This window comes from Kribbella soli, from assembly GCF_004331345.1.
Taxonomy (GTDB): Bacteria; Actinomycetota; Actinomycetes; order Propionibacteriales; family Kribbellaceae; genus Kribbella; species Kribbella soli.
The window spans coordinates 1,654,037-1,676,053 of record NZ_SJJZ01000003.1 but is presented as its reverse complement, the minus strand read 5'-3'; the positions used below and the strand labels follow the sequence as shown (position 1 = coordinate 1,676,053).

16 protein-coding genes are annotated in these 22,017 nt (G+C 70.4%); 13 read left to right on the top strand and 3 right to left on the bottom strand.

Going from position 1 to position 22,017, the window contains the following annotated elements; all coding sequences use genetic code 11:
- Positions 1-2: 2 nt before the first annotated feature.
- Entirely contained in the window at positions 3-2,033 is a 2,031-nt protein-coding gene (pabB, locus tag E0H45_RS30800) for an aminodeoxychorismate synthase component I (RefSeq protein WP_131343676.1), read from the top strand.
- Here pabB and dpgD read toward each other — a convergent pair.
- Positions 2,030-2,848: an enoyl-CoA-hydratase DpgD gene (dpgD, locus tag E0H45_RS30795; protein WP_131343674.1), complete on the bottom strand. Its 819-nt coding sequence runs from the start codon at positions 2,846-2,848 to the stop codon at positions 2,030-2,032. The genes pabB and dpgD overlap by 4 nt on opposite strands.
- A 46-nt stretch (positions 2,849-2,894) precedes the next feature.
- Here dpgD and dpgA point away from each other — a divergent pair, with 46 nt between their 5' ends.
- The 4 genes from dpgA to E0H45_RS30775 are packed head-to-tail and all read left to right on the top strand — an operon-like array spanning position 2,895 to position 7,128.
- Positions 2,895-3,956: a 3,5-dihydroxyphenylacetyl-CoA synthase DpgA gene (gene dpgA / locus E0H45_RS30790; protein ID WP_131343672.1), complete on the top strand. Its 1,062-nt coding sequence runs from the start codon at positions 2,895-2,897 to the stop codon at positions 3,954-3,956.
- A gap of 24 nt (positions 3,957-3,980) precedes the next feature.
- Positions 3,981-4,676: an enoyl-CoA-hydratase DpgB gene (gene dpgB, locus E0H45_RS30785; protein WP_131343670.1), complete on the top strand. Its 696-nt coding sequence runs from the start codon at positions 3,981-3,983 to the stop codon at positions 4,674-4,676.
- Positions 4,673-5,860, top strand: coding sequence for an enoyl-CoA hydratase/isomerase family protein (locus tag E0H45_RS30780; protein WP_131343668.1), 1,188 nt, complete (start codon positions 4,673-4,675; stop codon positions 5,858-5,860). Before dpgB ends, E0H45_RS30780 begins: the two co-directional genes overlap by 4 nt.
- On the top strand, positions 5,857-7,128 hold the full coding sequence (locus E0H45_RS30775) for an aminotransferase-like domain-containing protein (protein WP_202872579.1): 1,272 nt from the start codon (positions 5,857-5,859) through the stop codon (positions 7,126-7,128). Before E0H45_RS30780 ends, E0H45_RS30775 begins: the two co-directional genes overlap by 4 nt.
- A 6-nt stretch (positions 7,129-7,134) precedes the next feature.
- On the opposite strand, the gene E0H45_RS30770 is transcribed toward E0H45_RS30775, so the two are convergent.
- Positions 7,135-8,433: an acyl-CoA thioesterase/bile acid-CoA:amino acid N-acyltransferase family protein gene (locus E0H45_RS30770; protein WP_131343666.1), complete on the bottom strand. Its 1,299-nt coding sequence runs from the start codon at positions 8,431-8,433 to the stop codon at positions 7,135-7,137.
- 75 nt (positions 8,434-8,508) lie between these two features.
- On the opposite strand from E0H45_RS30770, the gene E0H45_RS30765 reads away from it, so the two are divergent.
- From E0H45_RS30765 to E0H45_RS30730, 8 genes are all read left to right on the top strand, one after another.
- Complete coding sequence (locus tag E0H45_RS30765; protein ID WP_131343996.1) at positions 8,509-9,222, top strand: hypothetical protein; 714 nt, start codon at positions 8,509-8,511, stop codon at positions 9,220-9,222.
- Positions 9,219-10,223: a BtrH N-terminal domain-containing protein gene (locus E0H45_RS30760; RefSeq protein WP_131343664.1), complete on the top strand. Its 1,005-nt coding sequence runs from the start codon at positions 9,219-9,221 to the stop codon at positions 10,221-10,223. Before E0H45_RS30765 ends, E0H45_RS30760 begins: the two co-directional genes overlap by 4 nt.
- On the top strand, positions 10,220-13,408 hold the full coding sequence (locus E0H45_RS30755; protein ID WP_131343663.1) for a non-ribosomal peptide synthetase: 3,189 nt from the start codon (positions 10,220-10,222) through the stop codon (positions 13,406-13,408). The genes E0H45_RS30760 and E0H45_RS30755 overlap by 4 nt, the downstream gene beginning before the upstream one ends.
- A complete protein-coding gene (locus E0H45_RS30750) occupies positions 13,408-14,607 on the top strand; it encodes an acyl-CoA dehydrogenase family protein (RefSeq protein ID WP_238155387.1) in 1,200 nt (399 codons plus the stop codon). Before E0H45_RS30755 ends, E0H45_RS30750 begins: the two co-directional genes overlap by 1 nt.
- Positions 14,604-15,758 carry an acyl-CoA dehydrogenase family protein gene (locus tag E0H45_RS30745; protein ID WP_131343661.1) on the top strand — a complete coding sequence of 385 codons (1,155 nt, stop codon included), beginning with the start codon at positions 14,604-14,606 and terminating at the stop codon, positions 15,756-15,758. The genes E0H45_RS30750 and E0H45_RS30745 overlap by 4 nt, the downstream gene beginning before the upstream one ends.
- Before the next feature lie 16 nt (positions 15,759-15,774).
- Entirely contained in the window at positions 15,775-18,801 is a 3,027-nt protein-coding gene (locus E0H45_RS30740) for a non-ribosomal peptide synthetase (RefSeq protein ID WP_165546647.1), read from the top strand.
- Positions 18,802-18,820: 19 nt separating this feature from the next.
- The gene (locus tag E0H45_RS30735; RefSeq protein ID WP_238155386.1) at positions 18,821-20,044 is read left to right on the top strand and encodes a cytochrome P450; all 1,224 of its coding nucleotides are present in this window, start codon (positions 18,821-18,823) and stop codon (positions 20,042-20,044) included.
- 137 nt (positions 20,045-20,181) lie between these two features.
- Positions 20,182-21,441: a helix-turn-helix domain-containing protein gene (locus E0H45_RS30730; protein WP_131343655.1), complete on the top strand. Its 1,260-nt coding sequence runs from the start codon at positions 20,182-20,184 to the stop codon at positions 21,439-21,441.
- Here E0H45_RS30730 and E0H45_RS30725 read toward each other — a convergent pair whose 3' ends face one another.
- Positions 21,442-22,008: a GNAT family N-acetyltransferase gene (locus E0H45_RS30725; protein ID WP_131343653.1), complete on the bottom strand. Its 567-nt coding sequence runs from the start codon at positions 22,006-22,008 to the stop codon at positions 21,442-21,444.
- Positions 22,009-22,017 lie beyond the last annotated feature (9 nt).

Genomic DNA, 22,017 nt, shown 5'->3' with positions numbered 1-22,017 from the left:
GCATGCGACTGCTGCTGATCGACAACTACGACTCCTACACCTACAACCTCTTCCAGTTGCTGGCCGTCGCGACCGGCCGGGAACCGACCGTGCTGGTGAACGATGATCCCCGGCTGAGCCGGCTCGATCCCGCGGAGTACGACGCGGTGGTGATCTCGCCCGGTCCGGGACGCCCGCAGCACGCGACCGACCTGGGCTGGTCGTGGGAGGTACTCCAGCGGTACCCCGAGCTGCCTGTTCTGGGTGTTTGCCTGGGGCACCAAACCATCGCGTACCAGGCCGGGGCCGAGGTCCGGGAGGGAGAACCGAAGCACGGGCACATCAGCCGGATCGCGCACGACGGCGCGGGCCTGTTCGCAGGCTTCCCCGAGACGTTCGACGCCGTGCGGTACCACTCGCTGCAGGTGGCGCAGCTACCGGACGAGCTCGAGGCCACAGCTTGGTCGGAGGACGGCGTGATCATGGGTCTCCGGCACCGGACCTTGCCCCGATGGGGAGTGCAGTTCCATCCCGAGTCGGTGGCGACCGAGCTCGGGCTGCAGCTGGTCCGGAACTTCCTCGACCTGGTCGCGGCCCAGGGCCGCCGGACGCTGCGTCTGGAGGTGGCTCGGCTCGGCCACGCGGCCGACACCGAACAGGTCTTCCGGGCCCTGTACGCCGACAGTCCGAACGCGTTCTGGCTGGACAGCAGCCTGGCCGAGGCCGGCCGCGCGAGATTCTCGTTCCTGGGCGACACGTCCGGGCCGCTGAGCGAAGTACTGACCTACCGAACCGGCACCGGACAGGTCGAAGTGAGCAACTCCGCCGGTGCCCGGTCCGAATCCGGCAGCATCTTCGACGTGCTGGAGCGCCGACTGGCCGAGAGGGCCTTGCCGCAGCATGACCTGCCCTTTCAGCTGAACGGGGGCTACGTCGGATACTTCGGCTACGAGCTCAAGGCCGAGACCGGTGGCACCAACGCGCACCGGAGCCGGACGCCGGATGCGGCGTGGATGTTCGCCGATCGGCTGGTGGTCGTCGACCACGCCGAGTCGGTCACCTACCTGGTCGCGATCACCGAGGACGACGACGAGGCCGAACGGGCCGGGCGTGCCTGGCTGACCGGTACCGCGCGGGCACTCGGCAACCTGTACGGCGCCGGGCGTCGGGGAACGCCGGTGCGGGCCGACGTACCGACCGACAGCGGTCTGGACCGCGGCCGGCAGCAGTACCTCGCCGACATCGCGGCCTGTCATGACGAGCTCCGTCGGGGGGAGAGCTACGAGATCTGCCTGACCAACCACTTCAGCTTCCCGCCGTTGGCCGACCCGCTGGCGTTCTACCTGGACCTCCGAAGGGCCAACCCGGCGCCGTACGCGGCGTACCTGAGGTTCGACGAGCTGACCGTGATGAGTTCGTCGCCCGAGCGGTTCCTGAAGATCACCGCGGACCGGGTGGTGGAGAGCAAGCCGATCAAGGGCACCGCGCCCCGGTCGGCGGATCCGGGCGAGGACGAGGAGCTGCGGGCCGGCCTGGCCGGGTCCGCGAAGACCCGGGCCGAGAACCTGATGATCGTCGACCTGGTCCGCAACGACCTCGGCCGGGTCTGCGAGATCGGCTCGGTCGAGGTGCCGACGTACCTCGGCACCGAGAGCTACGCGACCGTTCACCAGTTGGTGTCGACGATCCGCGGCCGGCTGCGGCCGGGCGTCGGCGCGGTCGCTTGTGTACGGGCGTGTTTCCCCGGCGGATCGATGACCGGAGCCCCCAAGGTCCGCACGATGGAGATCATCGATCGCCTGGAGGGCGCGCCGCGGGGGATCTACTCCGGGGCGGTCGGGTACCTCGGGCTCGGTGGGGGAGCCGACCTGAGCATCGTCATCCGGACCGCTGTGAACGACGGGGAGGAGCTGCGGATCGGCGCCGGCGGTGCGATCGTGCTCGACTCGGACGCGGAGGACGAGTTCGCCGAGATGATGCTCAAGGCCCGGGCGCTGCTGGCGACCCGGGCCGCGCAGGTGGGCGCCGGCGACCTGAGTACGAGCACCCCCTAACCGGACGGGTTCTGCCATCGCGGGGCTCGCCGCTCGACGAAGGCGGCGGGTCCCTCGACGGCGTCGGGGCTGGTCCGCCGCTTCTCCTCCCACGAGTACCGGGCCGCGAAAGCTTCTTCGAGGGGCAACTCGCGGGACCTGGTGGCGATCTCCTTGGCTGCCCGGACCGCGACGGGGGAGCAGGCGACCAGATCCGCGACCCAGGACTCGACACAGGCATCGAGCTGGGCGGCCGGCACCACCTCGTTCACCAGGCCGTACCGGTGTGCGGTGGCCGCCGTCATCGGCCTGCCGGTGAGCAGGTGGCCGAGGGCGATCTTCGGCGGCAACTGGCGGGGCAGCCTGATCGCGCCGCCGGCACCGGCCACGAGCCCGAGCCTGACCTCGGGGAGCGCGAACGTGGCATGGTCGGCGGCGATCGCGAGGTCGCAGGCCAGCATCAGCTCGAGCCCGCCGCCGATGGCGTGACCGTTGACGCGGGCAACGATCGGCTTGGTCAGGCCGAACCGTTCGGTCAGCCGGGGTGACCCGGAGACGCCGCCGCTGCCCAGGCTGGTCGGCTGTACGCCGGACCGGTTGCGGGCGGCCAGTTCCTTCAGGTCCTGGCCTGCGCAGAAACACCGGTCCCCGGCACCGGTCAGGACGGCCACCCACTGCTCGCCGTCGGCCTCGAACTCGTCCAGCAGCGCGCACAACTGCCGGTGCGCGTCCAGGTCCAGCGCATTGCTCACGTGTGGCCGGGCGATCGTCAGGTACGAAACGTGACCGCGTCGAGTCAGTGTGACCTTCGTCGTTTCCGTGACTTTTGTTGTCATGTGCAGTAACAATAGTTGTGTAGCTTCGAGCCGGCAAAGGGGTGACATGGGCACGAGCAAGGCACAGGTGGTCGGTGTCGGTACCGCGAACCAGCCGACGTCGTACTCCCAGACCGAGGTCCTGGACCGGTACGGCATCGACGACGACCGGATCCGGGGGGTCTTCCTGAACGGCGGCATCGAGCGGCGCTCGCTGCACCTGCCGGCCGACGGGGCGGACGGCAGGCCGCGTGCGGAGACGCAGGGCGAGCTCCTGGCCAAGCACCGCTCCGACGGGGTGGCGATGGGCGTCGAGGCGTTGGGCCGTGCCCTCGACCGGGCCGGCGCGGATCTCGAGGACGTGCGGTACCTCTGCTGCGTCTCGTCCTCGGGCTGGCTGACTCCCGGGTTGAGCGCACTGATCTGCCGCGAGCTGGACCTCCCGTGGGACGTCGGTCGTCTCGATGTCGTCGGGATGGGGTGCAACGCCGGTCTGAACGCGCTCTCGGCGGTCACCGGCCGTGCGGTGCAACGCCCGGGCGAGATCGCGATCCTGTTGTGCGTCGAGGTGTGCTCGGCGGCGTACGTCTTCGACTCGACGATGCGCTCGGCGGTGGTGAACAGCCTCTTCGGCGACGGCGCCGCGGCGCTCGCGGTGGTCGCCGGGGAGCAACCGGCGAGCCCCGCCGGGCCGCAGGTGCTGAAGTACAGCAGCTGCCTGATTCCCGACTCGCTCGGTGCGATGCGGTACGACTGGGACAGCGATCACGGCAAGTTCAGCTTCTTCCTCGACCCGCAGGTGCCGTACGTCGTCGGCGCGCACGCCGGCCAGGTCGTGGACCGGCTGCTCGCGGGCACCGGCCTGGACCGCCGCGACATCGACCACTGGGTGGTCCATTCGGGCGGCCGGAAGGTGATCGACTCCGTGAAGATCAACCTCGGCCTGACCACGCACGACCTGCGGCACACGAGCGGCGTACTCCGTGACCACGGCAACCTGTCGAGCGGCTCGTTCCTCTTCTCTCTCGAGCGGCTTCTCGACGAAGCCGTCGCCCGACCGGGCGATCACGGCGTTCTGATGACGATGGGGCCCGGCTCCACCATCGAGAGCGCCCTCATCCGCTGGTGACGCGACGATTGTGAGGTAACAACAATGGCAGGACACGGTACCGGCCTGATCAGCATCGGCAGCGGGAGCGCCCTCGACGGCGACCTGCTGGCCGCGATCGAGCAGGCCACGGCCACCGCCGAGCGCGGCGACGGGGTGGTCCTCGAGCTGCACCCGGGCGGTGGGCACCAACTATGGCCGGGCGATGTTCCGGTCGCCGCGATCAATCGGTGGGAACGCGCGTTGCGGCGTCTGGAGCGGGTTCCGGCGCCGGTGGTCGCAGTGGCGTCCGGAAGCTGTACCGGGCCGGCGGCCGAGGTGCTGCTCGTCGCGGACTTCCGGATCGTGACGCGGGACTTCGTCTTCGCCCTCGGCGCCGGAGGCAGCGCGTGGCCAGGCGCCGTACTCCACCGCCTCGCGTGTCAGCTCGGGGTGGCGAGAGCTCGGCAACTCGCACTGTGGCAGCAGCCGTTGACCGCGCGGAAGGCGGTGGCGCTCGACCTGGCCGACGAGCTGGCGGACGACCTCCGCCTGGCGCTGCGTCGTGCCGAGGAACTGCTCGACGGCGTCGAACCTGACGGCGGCGAGGACTTCGCGGTCGTTCGCCGGTTGCTGCTGGACGCTCCCGGAACGAGCGTCGACGAGGCGCTCGGATCGCACCTGGCAGCGGCAGATCGGCTGCTCCGCCGCCCGCAGCGGACGGTCGAGCCCGTCGCGACCACTTCGGCCGCCGCACTGTGACCGGCGCGGACACCGCCGTCCTGCCGCGGCGAATCGGTAGCCGCGCCGCCCGGCACGAGTTCCTCGCCGAGCGGGCCGAGCGGATCTACGACGAGATCACGGACGGATACCGCAAGCGGCTGTTCCTCGACGAGATCGTCTACACGGTCGCCGAGCGGTGGCCCGGGCTGGCGCCCACCAGAGAGGAGATCGCCGAGGAGCGCGCCCGGCGGCAAGGCGACAAGGAAGGCCTCGAGGTCGACCAGGGCATCCTGCTCAGCCACCTGCTGGCTGACCAGCGCGCCGGAACGCATCTGCTGGAGTCTCAGCTCCGGCCGAGCGAACTGGCACGCCGGCTGCTGCCGGAGTTCCAGGCCCGGGGTGAGGTCCAACTGGAGACCGTGCACCTCGAGCGCTGGGATGGGATCGGGTACCTGACGATCGCCAACCACGAGTTCCTGAACGCCGAGGACGACCGGCTCGGCCGGGACATGGAAGCGGCGATCGACCTGGTCCTCCTCGACGACGAGATCGAGGTCGGCGTGGTCCGGGGCGGCGTGATGATGCACGAGCGGTACGCCGGGAAGCGGGTCTTCAGCGCCGGCATCAATCTCACCCACCTGTACCACGGCCAGATCTCGTTCGTGAACTTCGTCCTCGGCCGCGAGGTCGGCTACCTGAACAAGATCTTCCGCGGTCTGCTCCTCGACGAGGAACCGGTCGAGAAGCCCTGGATCGCGGCGGTGGACAGCTTCGCGATCGGCGGCGGCCTCCAACTGCTGCTGGTCTTCGACCATGTGATCGCCTGCGACGACAGCTACGTCAGCCTGCCGGCGCTGCGTGAGGGGATCATTCCCGGCATGGCCAATCTGCGGCTGACCCGGATCGTCGGTGCCCGGCAGGCCCGGCGGCTGCTGCTGGGCGGGGCGCGGCTGCCGGCCAAGGGGCCCGATGCGCTGACCTGGTGCGACGAGGTGGTGCCGGCGCATCAGGTGGAGGACTCGATCGCGGCGGCGGCGAAGCAGCTGCGGATGTCCGCGGTCACGGCCAACCGCCGGATGGTGCGGCTGGCCGAGGAACCGCTGGAGACGTTCCGCCGGTACGCCGCGCCGTTCGCGCTCGAACAGGTTCAGCGGATGTACAGCGCGGACGTCGTCGCGTCGCTCGAACGTGCATGGATCCGGCGCCGGGCCGCCCGCCGATGAGCCGTCGGCCGGTCGTCGATCTGCCAGCCGCTGTGCTCGATCCCCGGCTGGGCTCGATGACGTTCCTCAACGAGGTCGCCGCCCGCTATCCCGATGCCATCTCGTTCGCGCCCGGAGCTCCGCACGGCACGGTGTTCGAGAACGTCGACGTGGCTCGGCTGGTGGGCGTCTTCGAGGACCACCTGGCTGCGCAGGGACTCGGCCCCGCGCAGGTTCGCAGCCGGCTCCTGCAGTACGGGCCGACGCGTGGCCTGCTGGGCGGGCTGATCGCCGCCTCGCTGAGGACCGACGAGGGGATCGACGTCGATCCCGAGCAGGTCGTCGTGACCGTCGGGGCCCAGGAGGCGCTGGTCGCGGTACTGCGGGTTCTGCACGATCCGGTGCGGGGCGACGCCGTCGCCGTCACGGATCCTGGGTACGCCGGTATTCACGGGGCCGCGCGGATCCTCGGGCTGCCGATGCTCGCCGTACCGGATGACGGAGGCGGGCCGGATCCCGCGGTCCTGCGCACGGTGGTCAGAGCAGCGGAGCGGACCGGGCGGCGGGTGCGCTCCCTCTTCGTGGCCCCCGATTTCGCCAACCCGACCGGGGCGCAGATGTCGCTCGCGGCACGGGAGGAGCTGCTGATCGAGGCCGAACGACTGGGCGTGCTCCTGCTCGAGGACACGACCTACCGTTTCACCGCACCGCCAGGCGCCGAACTCCCTTCGCTCAAGGCGCTCGACCGGACCGGACAGGTCGTCCAGATCGGTACCTTCGCGAAGATCGGTGTACCGGGCGCGAGGCTCGGTTACCTGGTGGCCGACCAGGTGACCGACGCCGGCACGGCGCTGGCCGATCACTTGACGACAGTGAAGGGCGTGCTGACCGTGAACACCTCGCCGATCACCCAAGCGGTGATCGGCGGGCTGTTGCTCGAGCACGGTTGCTCGATGCAACGTCTGGGCGCGAGCAAGGCCGGCTTGTACCGCCGCAACCTGCAGCTGCTGCTGACGGCACTGCGCCGGCATCTCGGCGATCCAGAGGATGCTGACGTCAGCTGGAACGAGCCGGGCGGCGGCTTCTTCGTCCGCATGTCCACCACCAAGCCCGCTGACGAAGAGCTGCTCCGCCGATCGGCCGAGGACCACGGCGTGCTCTGGACGCCGATGCGCTACTTCAGTCTCGGCAACGGTGAAGACCGGCAACTCCGCCTCGCCTGCAGTTCCCTGGACCCGGAGCAGATCGACGAAGGCGTGTCCCGGTTGGCCAAAGTGGTTCGCTCGTGAGCGTTCTCACGCCGGCCGTCCCGGCAGGTGCTCGGTGAAGAAGCCGGCGATCCGCGGCCACAGATCCGCCCGGGCTGCAGCGTTCGCCGCCGGGCTGCCTCCGGTGGCGAAACGAACGCCGGGCCCGCCGGTCACCAGCTCGGTGCTCGGTCCGTACGGCGGTGCAGCCACGAGATGACCGGCGTCCGGATAGTCCAGATGCTCCCAGGCGCCGGAGCCCCGCGTGGTCGGCACCGTGCTGAGCCGGCCGCACGGCCACATCCGGTCGTCGCCCGCCGTCGCGACCAGGACGGCGGCGCTGGTGCGGTGCAACGGAATCGCGGCGGCGGCCAGCTGATCGGCGTCGGCGAGTCCGTCGTCGTACGCGAGTGCGAGGTCGACGGCCTCCCGGGCCACGATCTGCTCGCGCATCCGATCCGTGACCCGCTGCGGAACGAACGGCAACGCCTGCCCGCGGAGCGTCCACGACGGCTCGCCCGCCGCCAGGATGGTGTCCAGGTGGTCGAGCGCCGGAATCCCTTGCGTCATCACGGCGGAACCAACGACGCTGACCGCCGCCCGGACCCGCTCGTCGACGCAGGCCGCAAGGAGGGCCGCTTCTCCGCCGCGTGAGGCGCCGAGCACCCCGACGCCTCCGGCCTGAACGCAACGGCGGGCGGTCAGGAACGTGATCGCGTCCCGGAAGTACTCCAGCGGGATCGACACCAGGCCACGAGGGAGCCCGCGCCGGCCGAAGTACGCCAGCGCCAGGACAGCGAACCCACGGGCGGCCAGGAGCGCCGCGTCGAGCTCGTGCAGGCCGCCCTCGGAGCCGCCCAGCAGGACGACCCCCGGCCGGGGACCGTCGTCGGCTCGCCAGAACATCGTGCCGACGAGGCCGTGGCTGGAAACGGTCGCGCGCTGGACACCAGCCGGCCACCGGTGGCGGTGGACGACGGTGCGTGCGCCGAGGCGGCCGTCGCCGTCCGGATCCGCGGCGTCGAGCACCAGGGTCAGTTCGGCCGGTGGGAGCAGCCGCCGATCGCGCTCGGCGCCGCGCGGTTTACGCCCGCGGGTCATCGACCACACCAGCCCCATCGGGTCGACCCCCGGGTACCCGGTGACCGGCGCGACCGCGGAGAGGTCGAGCTCTCCGGCGGCATCCGCCACGAACGTGGCGCTGCTCTTCCACGGTCGTGCCATCGGGTCGGGCTGAACGGCCTCCAGCACCGCCTCGGAGCCGGCCGGCAGCCCGCGGACCCGGATCCGCAACGTGGTGTCGAGGCTCGGTTCGGCCGGCTCGACGACGAATTCAGGTTTTGTCATCGGAATCCTCTCGTGCACTGCATGACAACTATAGTAATGTCCTTGCTGACTAGAGTTGATGCGGAGGGGGTTGTTGTGCTCCAACACTCGAACGATGCGCCGTCGATGGTCGCGGTGCGACCGTACTCCGGGCCGGTCCAGGTCGGGCCGGATTCCGTACCGGACGCGATACCGGATCAGATGCCGGATCAGATGCCGGATCAGATGCCGGCGACGTCGGTGCAGGCCCGGTGCCGTGCCGTCAACCTGGCACCGCATCGCAACAACGTCGGGTCGACGCCGGCCACGGACACCCGTGGGGGTGCCTTCAACATCTGGGGCAACTCCTTCCCGGCCGAGGAACTGCCGGCACCCGGACAGTTCGTCGTCGATCAGGTGGCCTACGACTTCCCGCCGACGGGCCGCGGCACCGCGGACAACGTGCGGGCGGCCGGGCAGTTCATCGAGGTGCCGTCCGGCCGGTACGACTGGCTGTACGTGCTGGGCGCGGCCGAACGCCGGGTCGAGGACGAGTTGGCCTTCCACTTCGCCGACGGGTCGGTCGACTTCGAACAGTTGCGGCTCTCGGACTTCTGGGCGGCTCCGGGATGGTTCGGCGAAACGCAGGTCCGGGCGACCCGAAGCATGCACTACCCGTTCCACGTCCAGGCCGGGGTTCCGGCGATGCTGTGGAGCCAGCGGGTGCCGGTGACGCGGCGAGCCGCTCTGGCCGCGGTGCGGTTGCCGCGGAATCCCGCAGTACATCTGTTTGCGGCCACGCTGGTGCTGTCGGGGGGTGAGGGCCGATGAGCTCGCGGCCCGCCCTCGAGCAGTGGTACCGCGACCCGGTGAGCTGTTTGCAGTCCACCCTTGCGACGCTGTTGCTGGCCCAAGGGCAGGAGCCGCTGGAAGTTCTCGGTCTCGGCTGGGGTTTCCTGCACCTGCCCGGCGACGTGCGTGCGGAGGAGTTCTACTGGCCGACGCGGACACCGGAGGATCCGGTGGCAGGCGTCCTCGCGCATCATCCGGTGACTTCGCGGTGGCGCGCGGCCGATCCGGAGCAGCCGCTCGCCGATCTGCAGGCGGCACTGGCCGCGGGCAAGCTGCCGGTCGTTGCCGTCGACAACTTCCACCTGCCGTTCCGGCCGGCGTACCACGACGTCCACTCGGCCCATCTGCTGGTGATCTCCGCGATCGACGAGGAACGGGAACTGGTCCGGGTCAGCGACGCCATGCCGCCGGCGTACCAGGGTGCGCTGTCGATCCCCGATCTGCTGAAGGCCTGGACGTCACCGAACCCGCGTGAGCAGGAAGCGTTCTTCTCCGGCGCGCAGATCAGTGGCCGCTGGCTCGACATCGACCTCGGCGGCCCGTACCCGCCGTTGGACCGTGGCCGGCTGCGGGCAGCGCTGAAGACCAACGCGGACAGGTTCGCCGCGACCGGCGATCCACGCGGCGGGCTCGCCGGTCTGGCAGCTTTCAGCGAGGAACTGGTCGCCGCGGCCGGATCGGGGAACGGCGCAGTCCTCGAAGAGGCATACACCTTCGGATGGGGTGTGCAGGCACAGAGCGCGGTCCACGGCGAGCTGCTGCGCGACTGCGCGGTCTCGTGGAAGCTGCCCGGACTCGCCGAGGCGGGGCGGAAGGTCGAGCAGGTCGCCCATGCGTGGACGCCGGTTCGGGTCACCTCGGCGTACGGACGCGTCTCGCCACAGGACTGGATCGTTGAGCTGCAACGCCACACCCGCCGGCTGCAGCTCGCGTACCGGGACGCCCTGGCCACTGTTGACGAGGCATTGGAGGAGCTGTGACCACCTTGGTACAGGCACCGGAGAGCCGGCTCCGTCAGCGGGTCGACCGGCTGCCGGCCGACCGTCGCGAACGGTTCCTGGACGTGCTCCGAGGTGGACGGCCCGGTCTCGTTCCGGTCGGCTCGCTCTCGCCCTCACCACTGCAGGCGGCGTTGCTCGCGGCCGGCCGGCCCACCACGAGCACGTTCGCGTTGCGAGTCCGCGGCGAAGTCGGCCGGGACCTGCTGTGTGACGCCTGGGCAACCGTGGTGCAACGGCATGATGCCCTGCGGCTGCGGATCACTCCCGAGTTGCAGCTCGAGACGGTCGACGACCTGCAGGTAGAACTCGTTGCCGCCAGCAACCTAGGTGAGATTGTCGACGATCTCCGGGCCGAACCCGCGGGACCGAGCGCGCGTGCGCGGCTGCTCGAGGTGTCTCCGACGGAGTACGTGCTGCTGTTCGATGCGAGCGCGGTGCTGGTCGATCGTCGCGCTCTGCAGGTCGTTCTCGACGATCTGCTCGGTCAGCTCGCACAGGTAGACGCGCTGGACGACGGGTTGTCGGCCCTGGTGCACGCACGTCGTGCCGCGTCGCAGCTCACCTCGCGGCGGCGTGAAGAGCTGGTGACAGCGTGGCGCTCGCGGCTGGCCGGGCGGTCCCCGATCGCTCTCGACCTCGGCGAGACCTCCGGTGCGGAGGCTGTATGGCGACAGGAGTCGGCCGCAGTGTCAGCGTCGACCGCTGCCGCGTTGGACAGGCTTTCGGAGGAGTGGGCAGTGCCCAGCTCCACGATCGTCCTGGCGGCGTTCGCCGAGCTGCTCTGCCGGTACGGCGGCTTGCGTGACGGTGTCATCGGTGTCGTCTCGGACGGGCGGCATCCGGCGCAGCAGCGACTCGTCAGCGGGCTCGCCGACACTCTGCCGCTTCCTCTGGATCTCGATCCGGGCATGAGTCCAGGCGACCTCGTCCGGCACGTTGCCGAGCACCTGACCCTGGCCGAGGCCGGTGCCGCCCTGCCCAGACCGGCCGATGCGGTCGGCGCGGTTCCGCCGAAGGTCGTCTTCGACGCAACCCCTGCCTTGCGAGTCGGGGCGGTGCCCCAGATCGACGTGGAACTCCTGCCGGCGCTTCTCGATCAGAACGCCGGCGGCGAGCTACGGCTGCTCTTCCCCGGCGACGGCAGCGTCCTGCTCGAACACCGAACCGACATCGTCGACGAGGAGACAGCCGCCGAACTGCTGCAGCGGCTGCAGCTCCTGATCGATCAGTTCGCCCGCACTCGGACCGTCGGCGATCTGCGGACGATGAGCGCGGACGACGAAGCCCAGCTGATCGAGCTGGGCAGTGGACGGAGCCGTTCGGTCCCACCCTCCACCCTGCAGGCCTGGTTCGCGGATCGTGCCGCACAGGCGCCGGATGCGATCGCTGTGTCGGTCGAAGGCGAGGACCTGACGTACGGCGACCTGAACGGGGCCTCGAACCGGCTGGCCAGGTTGCTGATCGAGCGTGGCGTGGCCAAGGGCGATCTGATCGCGGTCGACCTCGCCCGTGGAGTCGGACAGGTCACCGCGCTGCTCGCCGTACTGAAGGCCGGAGCCGCATTCCTGCCGCTGGACCCGAGCCACCCGGCTCAGCGGCGGTCGGCCCTGCTGGACGATGCTTCGCCGGCCGCTGTCATCGGCACATCTGCCGGACTGGCCGACCTGGACACCGCCGGGGTCCGGCTCACCGTCGCACTCGACGACGTCGAGCTCGACGGTCTCTCCGCCGAGGATCCCGGCTGTGAGTCCGGTGACCTCGCCTATGTCATCTACACGTCAGGCAGCACCGGAACGCCGAAGGGCGTGCAGATCAGCCACCGGGCAGTGGTCCATTTCGTGGCCGCGATCTCGGACCTGTTCGATCTGACCCCGGCCGACCGCATCCTCGGGTACGCCGCTCCGACGTTCGACGTCTCGATCTTCGAAACCTTCGCCGCCCTGCTGAACGGCGCCCGGCTGGTCGTCGCCGCGCCGGACGAACGCCTCGACCTGGATCGGCTGCAGCAGCTGCTCCGGCAGAGCCGGGTCACCGTGACCGACCTGCCGCCGTCGGTGATGGCCCTGCTCGACCCGACCGAGCTTCCCGATCTCCGCGTCACGTTCGTCGGCGGCGAGGCGTTCCCGGGTGAGCTCGTCAACCGGTGGGCGCCCGGCCGGCGGTTCTTCAACGGCTACGGCCCGACCGAGTGCACGGTCACGATGGTCGTGCACGAATGCTTCGCTCCGGCGACGGGCTCACCGCCGATCGGGCTGCCGATCGACAATCACCTCGCCCACGTGCTGGACGACGCGTTGCGGCCACTGCCGTACGGCGTGCCCGGCGAGCTCGTGATCGGCGGAGCGGGCCTCGCCGAGGGCTACCTGGGCCGGCCCGAACTGACCGCCGAGAAGTTCGTCGCCGACCCGTTCGGCCGGGCCGGGGAGCGGCTCTACCGGACCGGTGACCTGGTCCGCCGGCGTCGCGACGGCGCGATCGTGTTCCTGGGCCGGCTCGACCGCCAGATCAAGATCCGCGGTGTCCGGATCGAGCCGGCCGAGGTCGAGGAGATGCTCGCCGTACTGCCGGATGTCACACAGGCCACCGTCGACGCCTGGGTGGACCCGGTCGGGCAGCGGCACCTGGTCGCGTGGGTGGCCCGGCAGGCCGCCGGTGCCGACGAGCAGGAGCTTCGAGGCCTGCTCGGCGAGCGACTGCCGGCCGCCCTGGTTCCGGATTTCGTCGTCCTGGTGGACCGGCTGCCGCTGACGGTCTCGGGCAAGATCGACCGGGCCGCGCTGCCGGCACCGGTGACCGACGTCCCGTCCGAGATCACCGCCGACCCGGACCGGCAGCTGACCGAGACCGAGCGGATCCTGGCCGCGGAGCTGATCGGCCCGATGCTCGGCCGCGACCACGTCCCCGTCGATGCGAACTTCTTCGCGATCGGCGGCAGCAGTCTGCAGGCGGCCCAGTTGATCTCCGCGATCCGCCGGCGCTTCGGCGTCGAGGCGGGCGTGGCGGACTTCTTCCGCGACGCCACCGTCGCGGGGCTGTCGACCGTGGTCGACGCCGCACGGGCCGAGCAGCTCGACGACGACGCGCTGCTGGACCTGCTCGAGGAGATGTCCGAGGAACAGGCCGAGCGCATTCTGCGCCTCGGCGACCCGGAGGTGGACCAGTGATGGAGTCGATGGCCGAATCCTCGTCCGGCCTGCCCGATGTGGCCGCTGCGGTCGGCGAAGCCCTTGCGGACCCGGCGGTGCAGGCCGAGTACGCCGCCGTACGGGCCGCGGCGGCCGCCGGGCTGGCGGCCGGCAGACCGCCTGGGGCGTCGGAGCCCGACGCGCGGAGCCTGTACCGCGAACTCGGCCGCCGCCGACTGCTGGCACCAGGCTGGCCCGAGGAGTACGGCGGTCGCGGAGCAGGCCACGTCGCTTCGGCCGCCGTCCTGGAGGAGCTCGTGCTGGCCGGCATGCCGGACACCCTGCACGTGTTGAGTATCCAGATCGTCGGGTCGTTCCTGATGGCGGCCGGAAGCCCCGAACAGAAGCAGCGGCTGCTCCCTGCGCTCGCGGCCGGGGAGCGTTTCGCGACCGTTCTCTACACCGAACCCGAGTCCGGCTCCGACCTGGCGTCGCTGACCGGAACGGCCCGTCGTGACGGCGACGGCTGGCGACTCGACGCTGTCAAGGTGTTCGGCCTCAAGTCCGGTCAGAGCGACCTGGCTCTGTGTGCGTTGCGGACCGCCGACGGCCCTTCGAAGTACGACGGAATCAGCCTGTTCCTGATCGATCTCGACGCACCGGGTGTGCACCGCTCGAACCTGCCGACTCTGGGTGACGAGCAGTTCGACCGCGTCGAGCTGACCGATGTCCGTGTCGGCGCCGAGTGCCTGGTCGGCCGGGAGGGCGACGGGTGGGCCGAGCTCAATCGCTGCCTGCCGCTGGAACGCACCGGGCTGGACTACTCGCTCAAGGCGCGTGCCTGGCACCGTGTCGCGGTCGGCGGCCTCGCCAACTCCGAGGCGGTCTCCGATGCCGTGCTGGCAGAGGCCGGGCGCTTCGGCGCCATGGCAGCCGCGGGCCGCTTGCTGACGTACGACGTACTCGACGGGCTGGACCGCGGCGCCGGTGACGACGCGGCTGCCGCAGCGGCCAAGCTCTACACGAGCGAGACGGCTCAGGAGATCGCCACCTGGGCAGCGCAGCTGTACCCGCCGGGTGCGGACGACTGCCTCCCGCCGGACGCGATCGGGGACCTGGAATCGGCCTTCCGCGAGGCTCCCGGACTGACCCTCGCCGCCGGCACCTCGCAGGTGATGCTCGAGATCGTCTCGAGCCTCACCTCCGGACTCGAGCTCGAGACAGGTGATCTGCGATGAAGCTGCCCCCCGACCCCTTGATCGGCCAGCTCGGACGGACCGTCCGGGACACGATCCGGGCGACCGGACCGGACGTGATCTGCGACGGTCCCGCGGATCTTCGCGAGACCCGATCGCAGCTCGAGGCGCACGCGACGACCGTACTGAAGGCTGTGCTGGCCACCGAGCTGGAGGTGCCCGTCGAGGTAGGCGGCCTGGACCTCGGGATCGAAGCCGGCACCGTGGTCGCACAGGAGCTCGGCCGCGCCGGACTGCCCGACTGCTACAACGGGCCAGGTCTCCTCGCCGACCTGCTGTCGGTCCGGCGTGGACCGCAGGAGCTGCCGGTCGAGCTGATGATGCGGGGAACTCCGGTGGAGGTGTGCGGACTCACCGGCCCGGCCGCTGCGACTGCGGTGCCGGCCGGCTGGCGGCTCGACGGCCGGGTCTGCGCCACCTCGTCGCAGGCCTCCGCGATCTGCACGGCGGTTGCCTCCGGCAATGAAGTGCTGCTGGTCCTGCTCGACCCGGCGACGGTTGCGCGACTCACCAGCCGGGTCGCGGGTGGCGTGCGGACGATCGAGCTCGGGTCCATCGAGGTCGACGACCGGCACATGGTCGGGAGTCTCGGAACGGGGTGGCCGCTGTCCGATCCCGACGGTCTGCTGGCCAGGCTCCGGGTCCGGCACGCCGCGTGGCTGGTGGGCCTCGGGTACGGCGCACACGCCCGAGCAGCGGCGTACGCACAGCAACGGCGGCAGTTCGACCGGCCGCTGCTCGCCAACCAGGGCGTCAGTTTCCCGCTCGCCCGTGCCTGGGTGGCGCTCCGGGCCGCGGAGCTCGCCGTCCGCGGTGTCGCGCGGCTGATCGACGACGGCGGCGTACCGGATCCGCTGGCCGCCGGGCAGGCGCTCGGACTCGGACTCGAAGCCGCGACGGCTGCGACCCGGACAGCCTTGCAGACCCATGGCGCCCGCGGCCTGGCGGCGCAAGCCGATCTCGGCAGGTACTACCTGGCGATCCGGGACAGCGCGGCGCTGGCAGGACCGCCCGCGACCTTGTGGTCCGAGCTCGGCCAGCGCGAACGCGGTCGCTCCGTGGTCGCCGCGCGGCGTCACCGATCCGCCAGTCCCGCCGACGATCAGGACGTCGTCGCTTCCGTCACCAGCTAAGTCACCAGGAGTTCCGATGTCATCGATGATTGTCGGCCCGACCCTCGACCACCACGACGACGACACGGTCGTGGACCTCTTTCTCCGGCAGGCCGCCGAGCGGCCGGACGCACCGGCCGTCAGTCATCTCGGCCGGACTCTCAGCTACCGCGACCTGGACGCGCTCAGCGCCAGGCTGGCCCGCCGGATGCTCGACGCCGGAGTCGGTCCGGGTGACCTGACGCCGTTCGTGCTGTCCACCGGGCTGGAGATTCCGATCGCCATGCTGGCCACGATGCGGATCGGTGCTCCGTTCGTCCCGATGGATGCCTGCTGGCCCGCGGCCCGGCTCGACCAGGTGCTCAACGCGATGCGTCCGAAGCTCGCGCTCGTTCGGGCCGGCACGGAGCAGCCGCTGCCCACAGCCGTGCTGGACATCGATCTGACCGGGCCGGACGACAACGGGCGCCCGGCTGGAATCGACCGCCTGCCAGGTCTCGACGACCTGATCTACGGCTTCTACACCTCGGGTTCGACCGGAACGCCGAAGTGTGCGCTGAACATCCATCGCGGCCTGCGCAACCGCTTCGCGTACATGTCGCAGCGGTTCGGGGACACGCCGGACGACGTCGTACTGCAGAACAGCCCGCACGTGTTCGACTCCAGCGTCTGGCAGATGCTGTGGCCGCTGACGAAGGGCGCCCAGGTCGTCATCCCCGACCGGTCGGGAGTCGTCGACCTGCAGGACGTCGTCGCGACGATCGAGCGGCATGCCGTGACGATGACCGACTTCGTTCCGTCGGTCTTCAACGTGCTGGTGGAGCTGCTGGCCGCCCAGCCGCCGATGGTCCGGCAGTTGCGTTCGATGCGGCATCTCCTGATCGGCGGTGAAGAGATGCTGGCCGGTCCGGTGCAGACGTTCCGCCGGCTGCTCCCGCAGGTCCGGATCACCAACACCTACGGGCCCACCGAGGCATCGATCGGCATGGTCTTCCACGAGGTCCGCGATGTCGACGCCGAGCGGATCCCGATCGGCCTGCCGATCGCGAACACCTGCCTGGCGATCCTCGGAGCGGACCTGCGACCGGTCGATCGCGGGGAGGTCGGCGACCTGTGGATCGGCGGGGAGTGCATCGGCGCGGGGTATCTCGACGACCCGGAGCGGACGAACCTCGCGTTCGCCGACAACCACCTGCCGGAGTTGCCGACCGGCCGGCTGTACCGGACCGGCGATCGAGCGGTGATCGGCGCCGACGGTCTGGTCGGGTTCCGCGGCCGCACCGACGACCAGGTCAAGGTCAACGGGATGCGCGTCGAGATCGGCGAGATCGAGGCGGTACTGCGCGACTGTCCCGGACTGAGCGACGCCCGGGCGGCCGTGTACGCCGATCCGGCCGGCCGCAACTGTCTGGCCGGGTTCGTGACCGGCCGGGACCCGATCGAGCCGGCCTCGGTCCTCGACCACGCACGCCGGGCGCTGCCCGCGGGCCTCGTGCCGTCGCGGATCATCCAGGTCGAGACGATGCCGCTGAACCAGAACGGCAAACTCGACCGGAACCAGCTGGCTGCGCTCGCGGCCGAGTACCACCACACCGCGGCGGGCGAAGGCGGCGATCCGGTCGCTGCGGCCGTGCAGGCGGCGTGGAACCGGTTGGTGCCGGGTGGTCCCGAGGGCGACTTCTTCGCGGCCGGCGGAGACTCGTTGACCGCCGTACGGCTGACGTTGCAGATCAACGAGGCGCTGGGCACGTCGCTGACGGTGCAGGACCTGGTTGCCGCACCGACGGTTGCCGCACTGACCGAACGGATCGCCGCCGGCCCGGCTGCCGGTGAGGATCCCGAGGAGGAGTTGCCGGCCGCCGTCGCGGACACCCTGTTCGTGGACACGGTGCTCGCGGACGACGTGCGACCGGTCGGCGAGCCGGTGACGACCTGCGACCACGTCTTCCTCACCGGTGCCACCGGCTTCATCGGAACGCATCTCCTGCACGGTCTGCTCCGGCACACCGACGGAGTCGTGCACTGCCTGGTGCGTGCCGAGGACGCGGCGTCCGCGCTCGACCGGATCCACGACAGCCTGCTCTTCTACCATCTCGACGCCACCGAGCTCGATCGCGTGGTCCCGGTCGTCGGCGACCTCGGCCTGCCGCGGTTCGGTCTCGGGGACGACGAATGGGATCGGTTGGCCTCGACGATCGACGTCGTCGTACACAACGGCGCCATGGTGAACCTGGTGCTCGGATACCAGTCGCATCGCGCCGCCAACGTGCTGGGGACCGCGGAGGTCCTCCGGCTGGCCGTCAGCAAACGGCACAAGCCGCTGCACCACATCTCGAGTCTGAGCATGCTGGAGGCAACCCCCGGCCGGACCGAGTCGGCACCGACTCAGTTGCCACCAGCAACGAATGGGTACAGCCTGTCGAAGTGGGCCGCGGAGCGGCTGGTCGAGGAGGCCGCCGGCCGCGGGCTCGCGGTGGCGGTCTACCGGCTCGGTGAGGTGATGCCGCACTCGGTGACCGGAGTGCCGTCCCCGAAGAGCCTGCCCGACCTGATCGTTCGGTGGAACGTCCGGCTCGGCCTGGCGTTCCGCAGTTCGATCGCGCTCGACTACACCCCGATCGACCAGGTCACCACCTTGGTGACGGCCGGCGTACGGACCGGAGCGCGAGGCTGGTTCCATCTCGCGCAGGCCGAGCCGATTCGCCTCGACGACCTGTTGTCCGAGTTCGCTGCCGAGTTCGACCTGGAACCCGTGTCCTACCGGGACTTCTGGCTGCGGTTGCGGGAACAGGCGTTGTCCGACCGCCTGGACGACGATCTGGCCGGGTTGCTGGCGATGCTGCCGGCGGCCGGTCCCGACGTACCGGACCAGTTGCTGGAGGAGAGTCTCACGGATCTGTTCGGCGCGGCCGGCACCGGTTGCTCGCGGTCGCGCAGTCTGAGTCTGCTGGCCGAGGCCGGTATCCGGCCTGCCGGCGCCGACGCGGGTGTGTTGCGGCGGTACACCGCGCACTACCGGCGGGTGCGTCGCGCGGCGCGGCATGCCGAGTACGCCGTCGGCTGACCGGGGCACTGTCATGCGCATGGAGCCTTACGACAGCGACGAGCTGCCGGGCAACGCCACCATCGACCTGTACCCGGCCGAGTTCTACCGCACCGGCGCACCGCACAGCGCCTGGCGACGGCTGCGTGCCGAGGCGCCGGTCTGGCAGCAGCTCGCGCCGGACGGTACGCCGTTCTGGTCGGTGACCCGGTACGACGACGTCCTCGGTGTCCTGCGCGACGCGGAACACTTCACGTCCGAGCACAGCACCATGCTTTCGGTGCTGCAAGGTGACCCCGAGGCCGGTAAGGCGATCAACCTGATCGACGGTCGGGGCCACCGGTCGTTGCGAACCTCGGGGATGCGGCACCTGTCCGCGTCCCGGGTCCGGGACCGGGAGCCGATCGTCCGCCCGCTGATGACCGGGCTCGTCGATGCGGTCGCCGGTCGCGGGGAGGTCGACCTGGTCCGGGAACTGACGGTTCTGCCGATGCTTGCGGCCGCCGACATCATCGGGCTGCCCCGCGAGCACTGGGACGATCTCTCCCGGTGGACGATGGCCGGTGTCGCGCCGGAGGACCCGACCCTGGCTCGAGGTAGTGGGCCGGAGACCCTGATGCTCGCCCACCTCGAGCTGCTGACCTGCTTCTCGGAGCTCCTGGCCAAGCGGCGTGCCCAGCCCGCCGACGATCTCGTCAGTGCGCTGGGCGCCGCCGAACTGGAGGGCAGGCCGCTGACGGACGAGGAGGTGATGATCAACGTCTACGCCTTCACCATGGGCGCCGCGATCACGACGCCGCAGATCATCCACCACCTGGTCCTGGTGATGGCCGAGCAGCCGTTGCTGTGGGAGCGGGTGACGGCGTCCGGTGACGCCGATCTGCTGCTCGACGAGGCGCTCCGCTGGGCGACTCCGACCAACCACCTGCTCCGCCTCGTGACGCAGGACGTGGTTCTGGGCGGTCAGCCGGTCCGGAAAGGCGATCTCGTCGCTGCCTGGGTCGGCTCGGCCAACCGTGACGAGTCGGTTTTCGAGGATCCGTTCCGATTCGACCCGTGGCGTGCGCACAACCCGCACCTGGCATTCGGGTTCGGTCCGCATTTCTGTATCGGTGCGCACGCGGCCAGGGTCGGCCTGCGGCTGGTGATCGAGGAGTTGATGAAGCGCGTCGTCCGGTTCGAGCTCACCGGTCCGGTGCAGCACCTGGCCTCGAACTTCGTCAACGGTGTCGTGCGGCTGCCGGTCGTCGTGCACGCGCGCTGAGGCACTCGCGAGACGGTTGTCGCGGGCCTTGTCACTGGATGGTCACACCGCGCTGACTATTGTCTTGACCAGAGATTTCTCCTGTTATTCTAGAGGGGTTCGGTTTTAGGCTGCAAACGTCGAAAGGCGCCCCCGAAATGAGAGCAACTCAGCCCTATCTCGGCAATCGGCTGCGCACGCTGCGGATGGAGAAGGGGCTCTCACAGAAGGCGCTGGCCGGTGACATGGTCACCCCCAGCTATATCTCCTTGCTCGAGGCCGGGGAGCGGATGCCCACGCTCGATGTGATCCTGCACCTGGCCCGTGCGCTGGAGACCACTCCGGCGGACCTGCTCGGCGAGGACTACCGCGACGTCTTCGCCCCGCATCCCTCAGCGCCGGCCTCCGGTCCGAGTGCGGTGGCCGGGCAGTTGTATGCCCGGAGCCTCGTGGACCTGGGCGACTACGCCGGCGCCCGAGAGGTGCTCGAACGCGAGCTTTCCCAGGCCAAGGGCCGCTCTGCCGGCGACGAGGTCCTGGAGCTCAGCCTCGAGCTCAGCCGGGTCCTGGCGGCGGCGGGTGACCACCCTGCCCGGCTCGAGCTGCTCGACGAAATGCTCGCCGCACTGAGCGGCGCGGTGCCCGCCGTCCGGATCTCGGTGGCGATCGACCGTGCCTCGACCTTGCGTGAGCTCGGCCGGTTCGGGCAGGCGCGCGACGCCGCGGAAGAGTTGCTGTCCGAGGAGTTCCTCGCCGAGGCCGCCGCACCCCACGAGCGGGTCCGGCTGCTCGGTGTGCTGGTCTCGGTTCTGTGCGAGATCGGTGAGCTCGAGGACGTGGAGCGCCTGACGCAGGAACTCCGGGCCGACGCCGCGGCCACGGGTCAGCATGCGATCGTCGGGCGTGCCCACTGGCTCACCGGGATGGCGCTGGTCCGCCTCGGCCGGCAACAGGAAGCGGTCGAGGAGCTGAAGCAGGCCGGCTCGTTGCTGCAGTTCGGGTCGATGTCGATGCTGGACTGGCTGCGGTTCTGCCGATCGACGGCATCGATCCTGCTGGCGGCCGGCGATCCGGAGTCGGCCCTGGCCTGGTTGACGACCGCGGAGGCGGCCGCCGGGGTCACCGATCTGACCTCGGAGCGGATGGCGCTGCTCCGGGTGCGGGCGGAGTACGAACTGGCGGCCGGCAACCCGTCCCGGGCGGCAGAGCTGTACGCGCAGGTCACCGAGGGGCCGGAGATGCTGTCGGGACTGCCGCTGATCACTGCCCTCCGTGGGCAGGCCGACGCGCTGCGCGGGGCCGGAGAGGTTCAGGCCGCCATCGAGGTGCTTCGCCGCGCTGCCCAGTTGTACGAGGAGAGCGACAGTTTCCGGCAGGCGTCCGCCGTCTGGCGGGAGATCGACGAACTGCGGGCCTGATCAGAGGGCGCGCCGGGTCACGACCCGGCGGCCCGAGGCCGGCTGATCGCCGCCGACGGTGAAGCCGGCCGCCGAGAACAGGTCGACCGTCCCGGTGGACAAAGCCGCTCCGGCGCCCTTCGGGTTCGCCACCGGGTAGCCCTCGAGCATCGTCGCACCGGCGTCGGCGGCACGGTCGACGGCGGCCTCGAGCAGAGCCCGTGCGACGCCTTGCCCGCGGTGCTCCTTGCTGACGAAGAAGCACGGAACCGCCCAGACCTGCGGGTCGGCGGGATCGTCCGGTCGCAGCGCCTTGGTGCGCTCGATCCGCGCGTACCCGGGGCGTGGACCGGTCGAGCACCAGCCTGCCGGTGTGCCGTCGGCGTACGCGATCAGCCCGACCTGTGCATCGGTGTGGACGAGGTCGTGGAGCGCCTGCCGATTGTCCTCGGGGCCGTTCGCGTTCAGCTCCTTGTTCGGCAGGCGCCAGAACATGCACCAGCATCCGTCGTACCCGCCGGAGCCGCCGAACAGCTGCTCCAGGTCGGCCCACCGGGACGTGTCGACGGGGTGAACTTCGATGGTCATGCGGCTCCG

Coding starts and splice junctions, on each gene's coding strand:
- pabB (WP_131343676.1), top strand. CDS start 3: ATGCGACTGCTGCTGATCGACAACTACGACTCCTACACCTACAACCTC.
- dpgD (WP_131343674.1), bottom strand. CDS start 2,848: ATGACAACAAAAGTCACGGAAACGACGAAGGTCACACTGACTCGACGC.
- dpgA (WP_131343672.1), top strand. CDS start 2,895: ATGGGCACGAGCAAGGCACAGGTGGTCGGTGTCGGTACCGCGAACCAG.
- dpgB (WP_131343670.1), top strand. CDS start 3,981: ATGGCAGGACACGGTACCGGCCTGATCAGCATCGGCAGCGGGAGCGCC.
- E0H45_RS30775 (WP_202872579.1), top strand. CDS start 5,857: ATGAGCCGTCGGCCGGTCGTCGATCTGCCAGCCGCTGTGCTCGATCCC.
- E0H45_RS30770 (WP_131343666.1), bottom strand. CDS start 8,433: ATGACAAAACCTGAATTCGTCGTCGAGCCGGCCGAACCGAGCCTCGAC.
- E0H45_RS30760 (WP_131343664.1), top strand. CDS start 9,219: ATGAGCTCGCGGCCCGCCCTCGAGCAGTGGTACCGCGACCCGGTGAGC.
- E0H45_RS30750 (WP_238155387.1), top strand. CDS start 13,408: ATGGAGTCGATGGCCGAATCCTCGTCCGGCCTGCCCGATGTGGCCGCT.
- E0H45_RS30745 (WP_131343661.1), top strand. CDS start 14,604: ATGAAGCTGCCCCCCGACCCCTTGATCGGCCAGCTCGGACGGACCGTC.
- E0H45_RS30740 (WP_165546647.1), top strand. CDS start 15,775: ATGTCATCGATGATTGTCGGCCCGACCCTCGACCACCACGACGACGAC.
- E0H45_RS30735 (WP_238155386.1), top strand. CDS start 18,821: ATGGAGCCTTACGACAGCGACGAGCTGCCGGGCAACGCCACCATCGAC.
- E0H45_RS30730 (WP_131343655.1), top strand. CDS start 20,182: ATGAGAGCAACTCAGCCCTATCTCGGCAATCGGCTGCGCACGCTGCGG.
- E0H45_RS30725 (WP_131343653.1), bottom strand. CDS start 22,008: ATGACCATCGAAGTTCACCCCGTCGACACGTCCCGGTGGGCCGACCTG.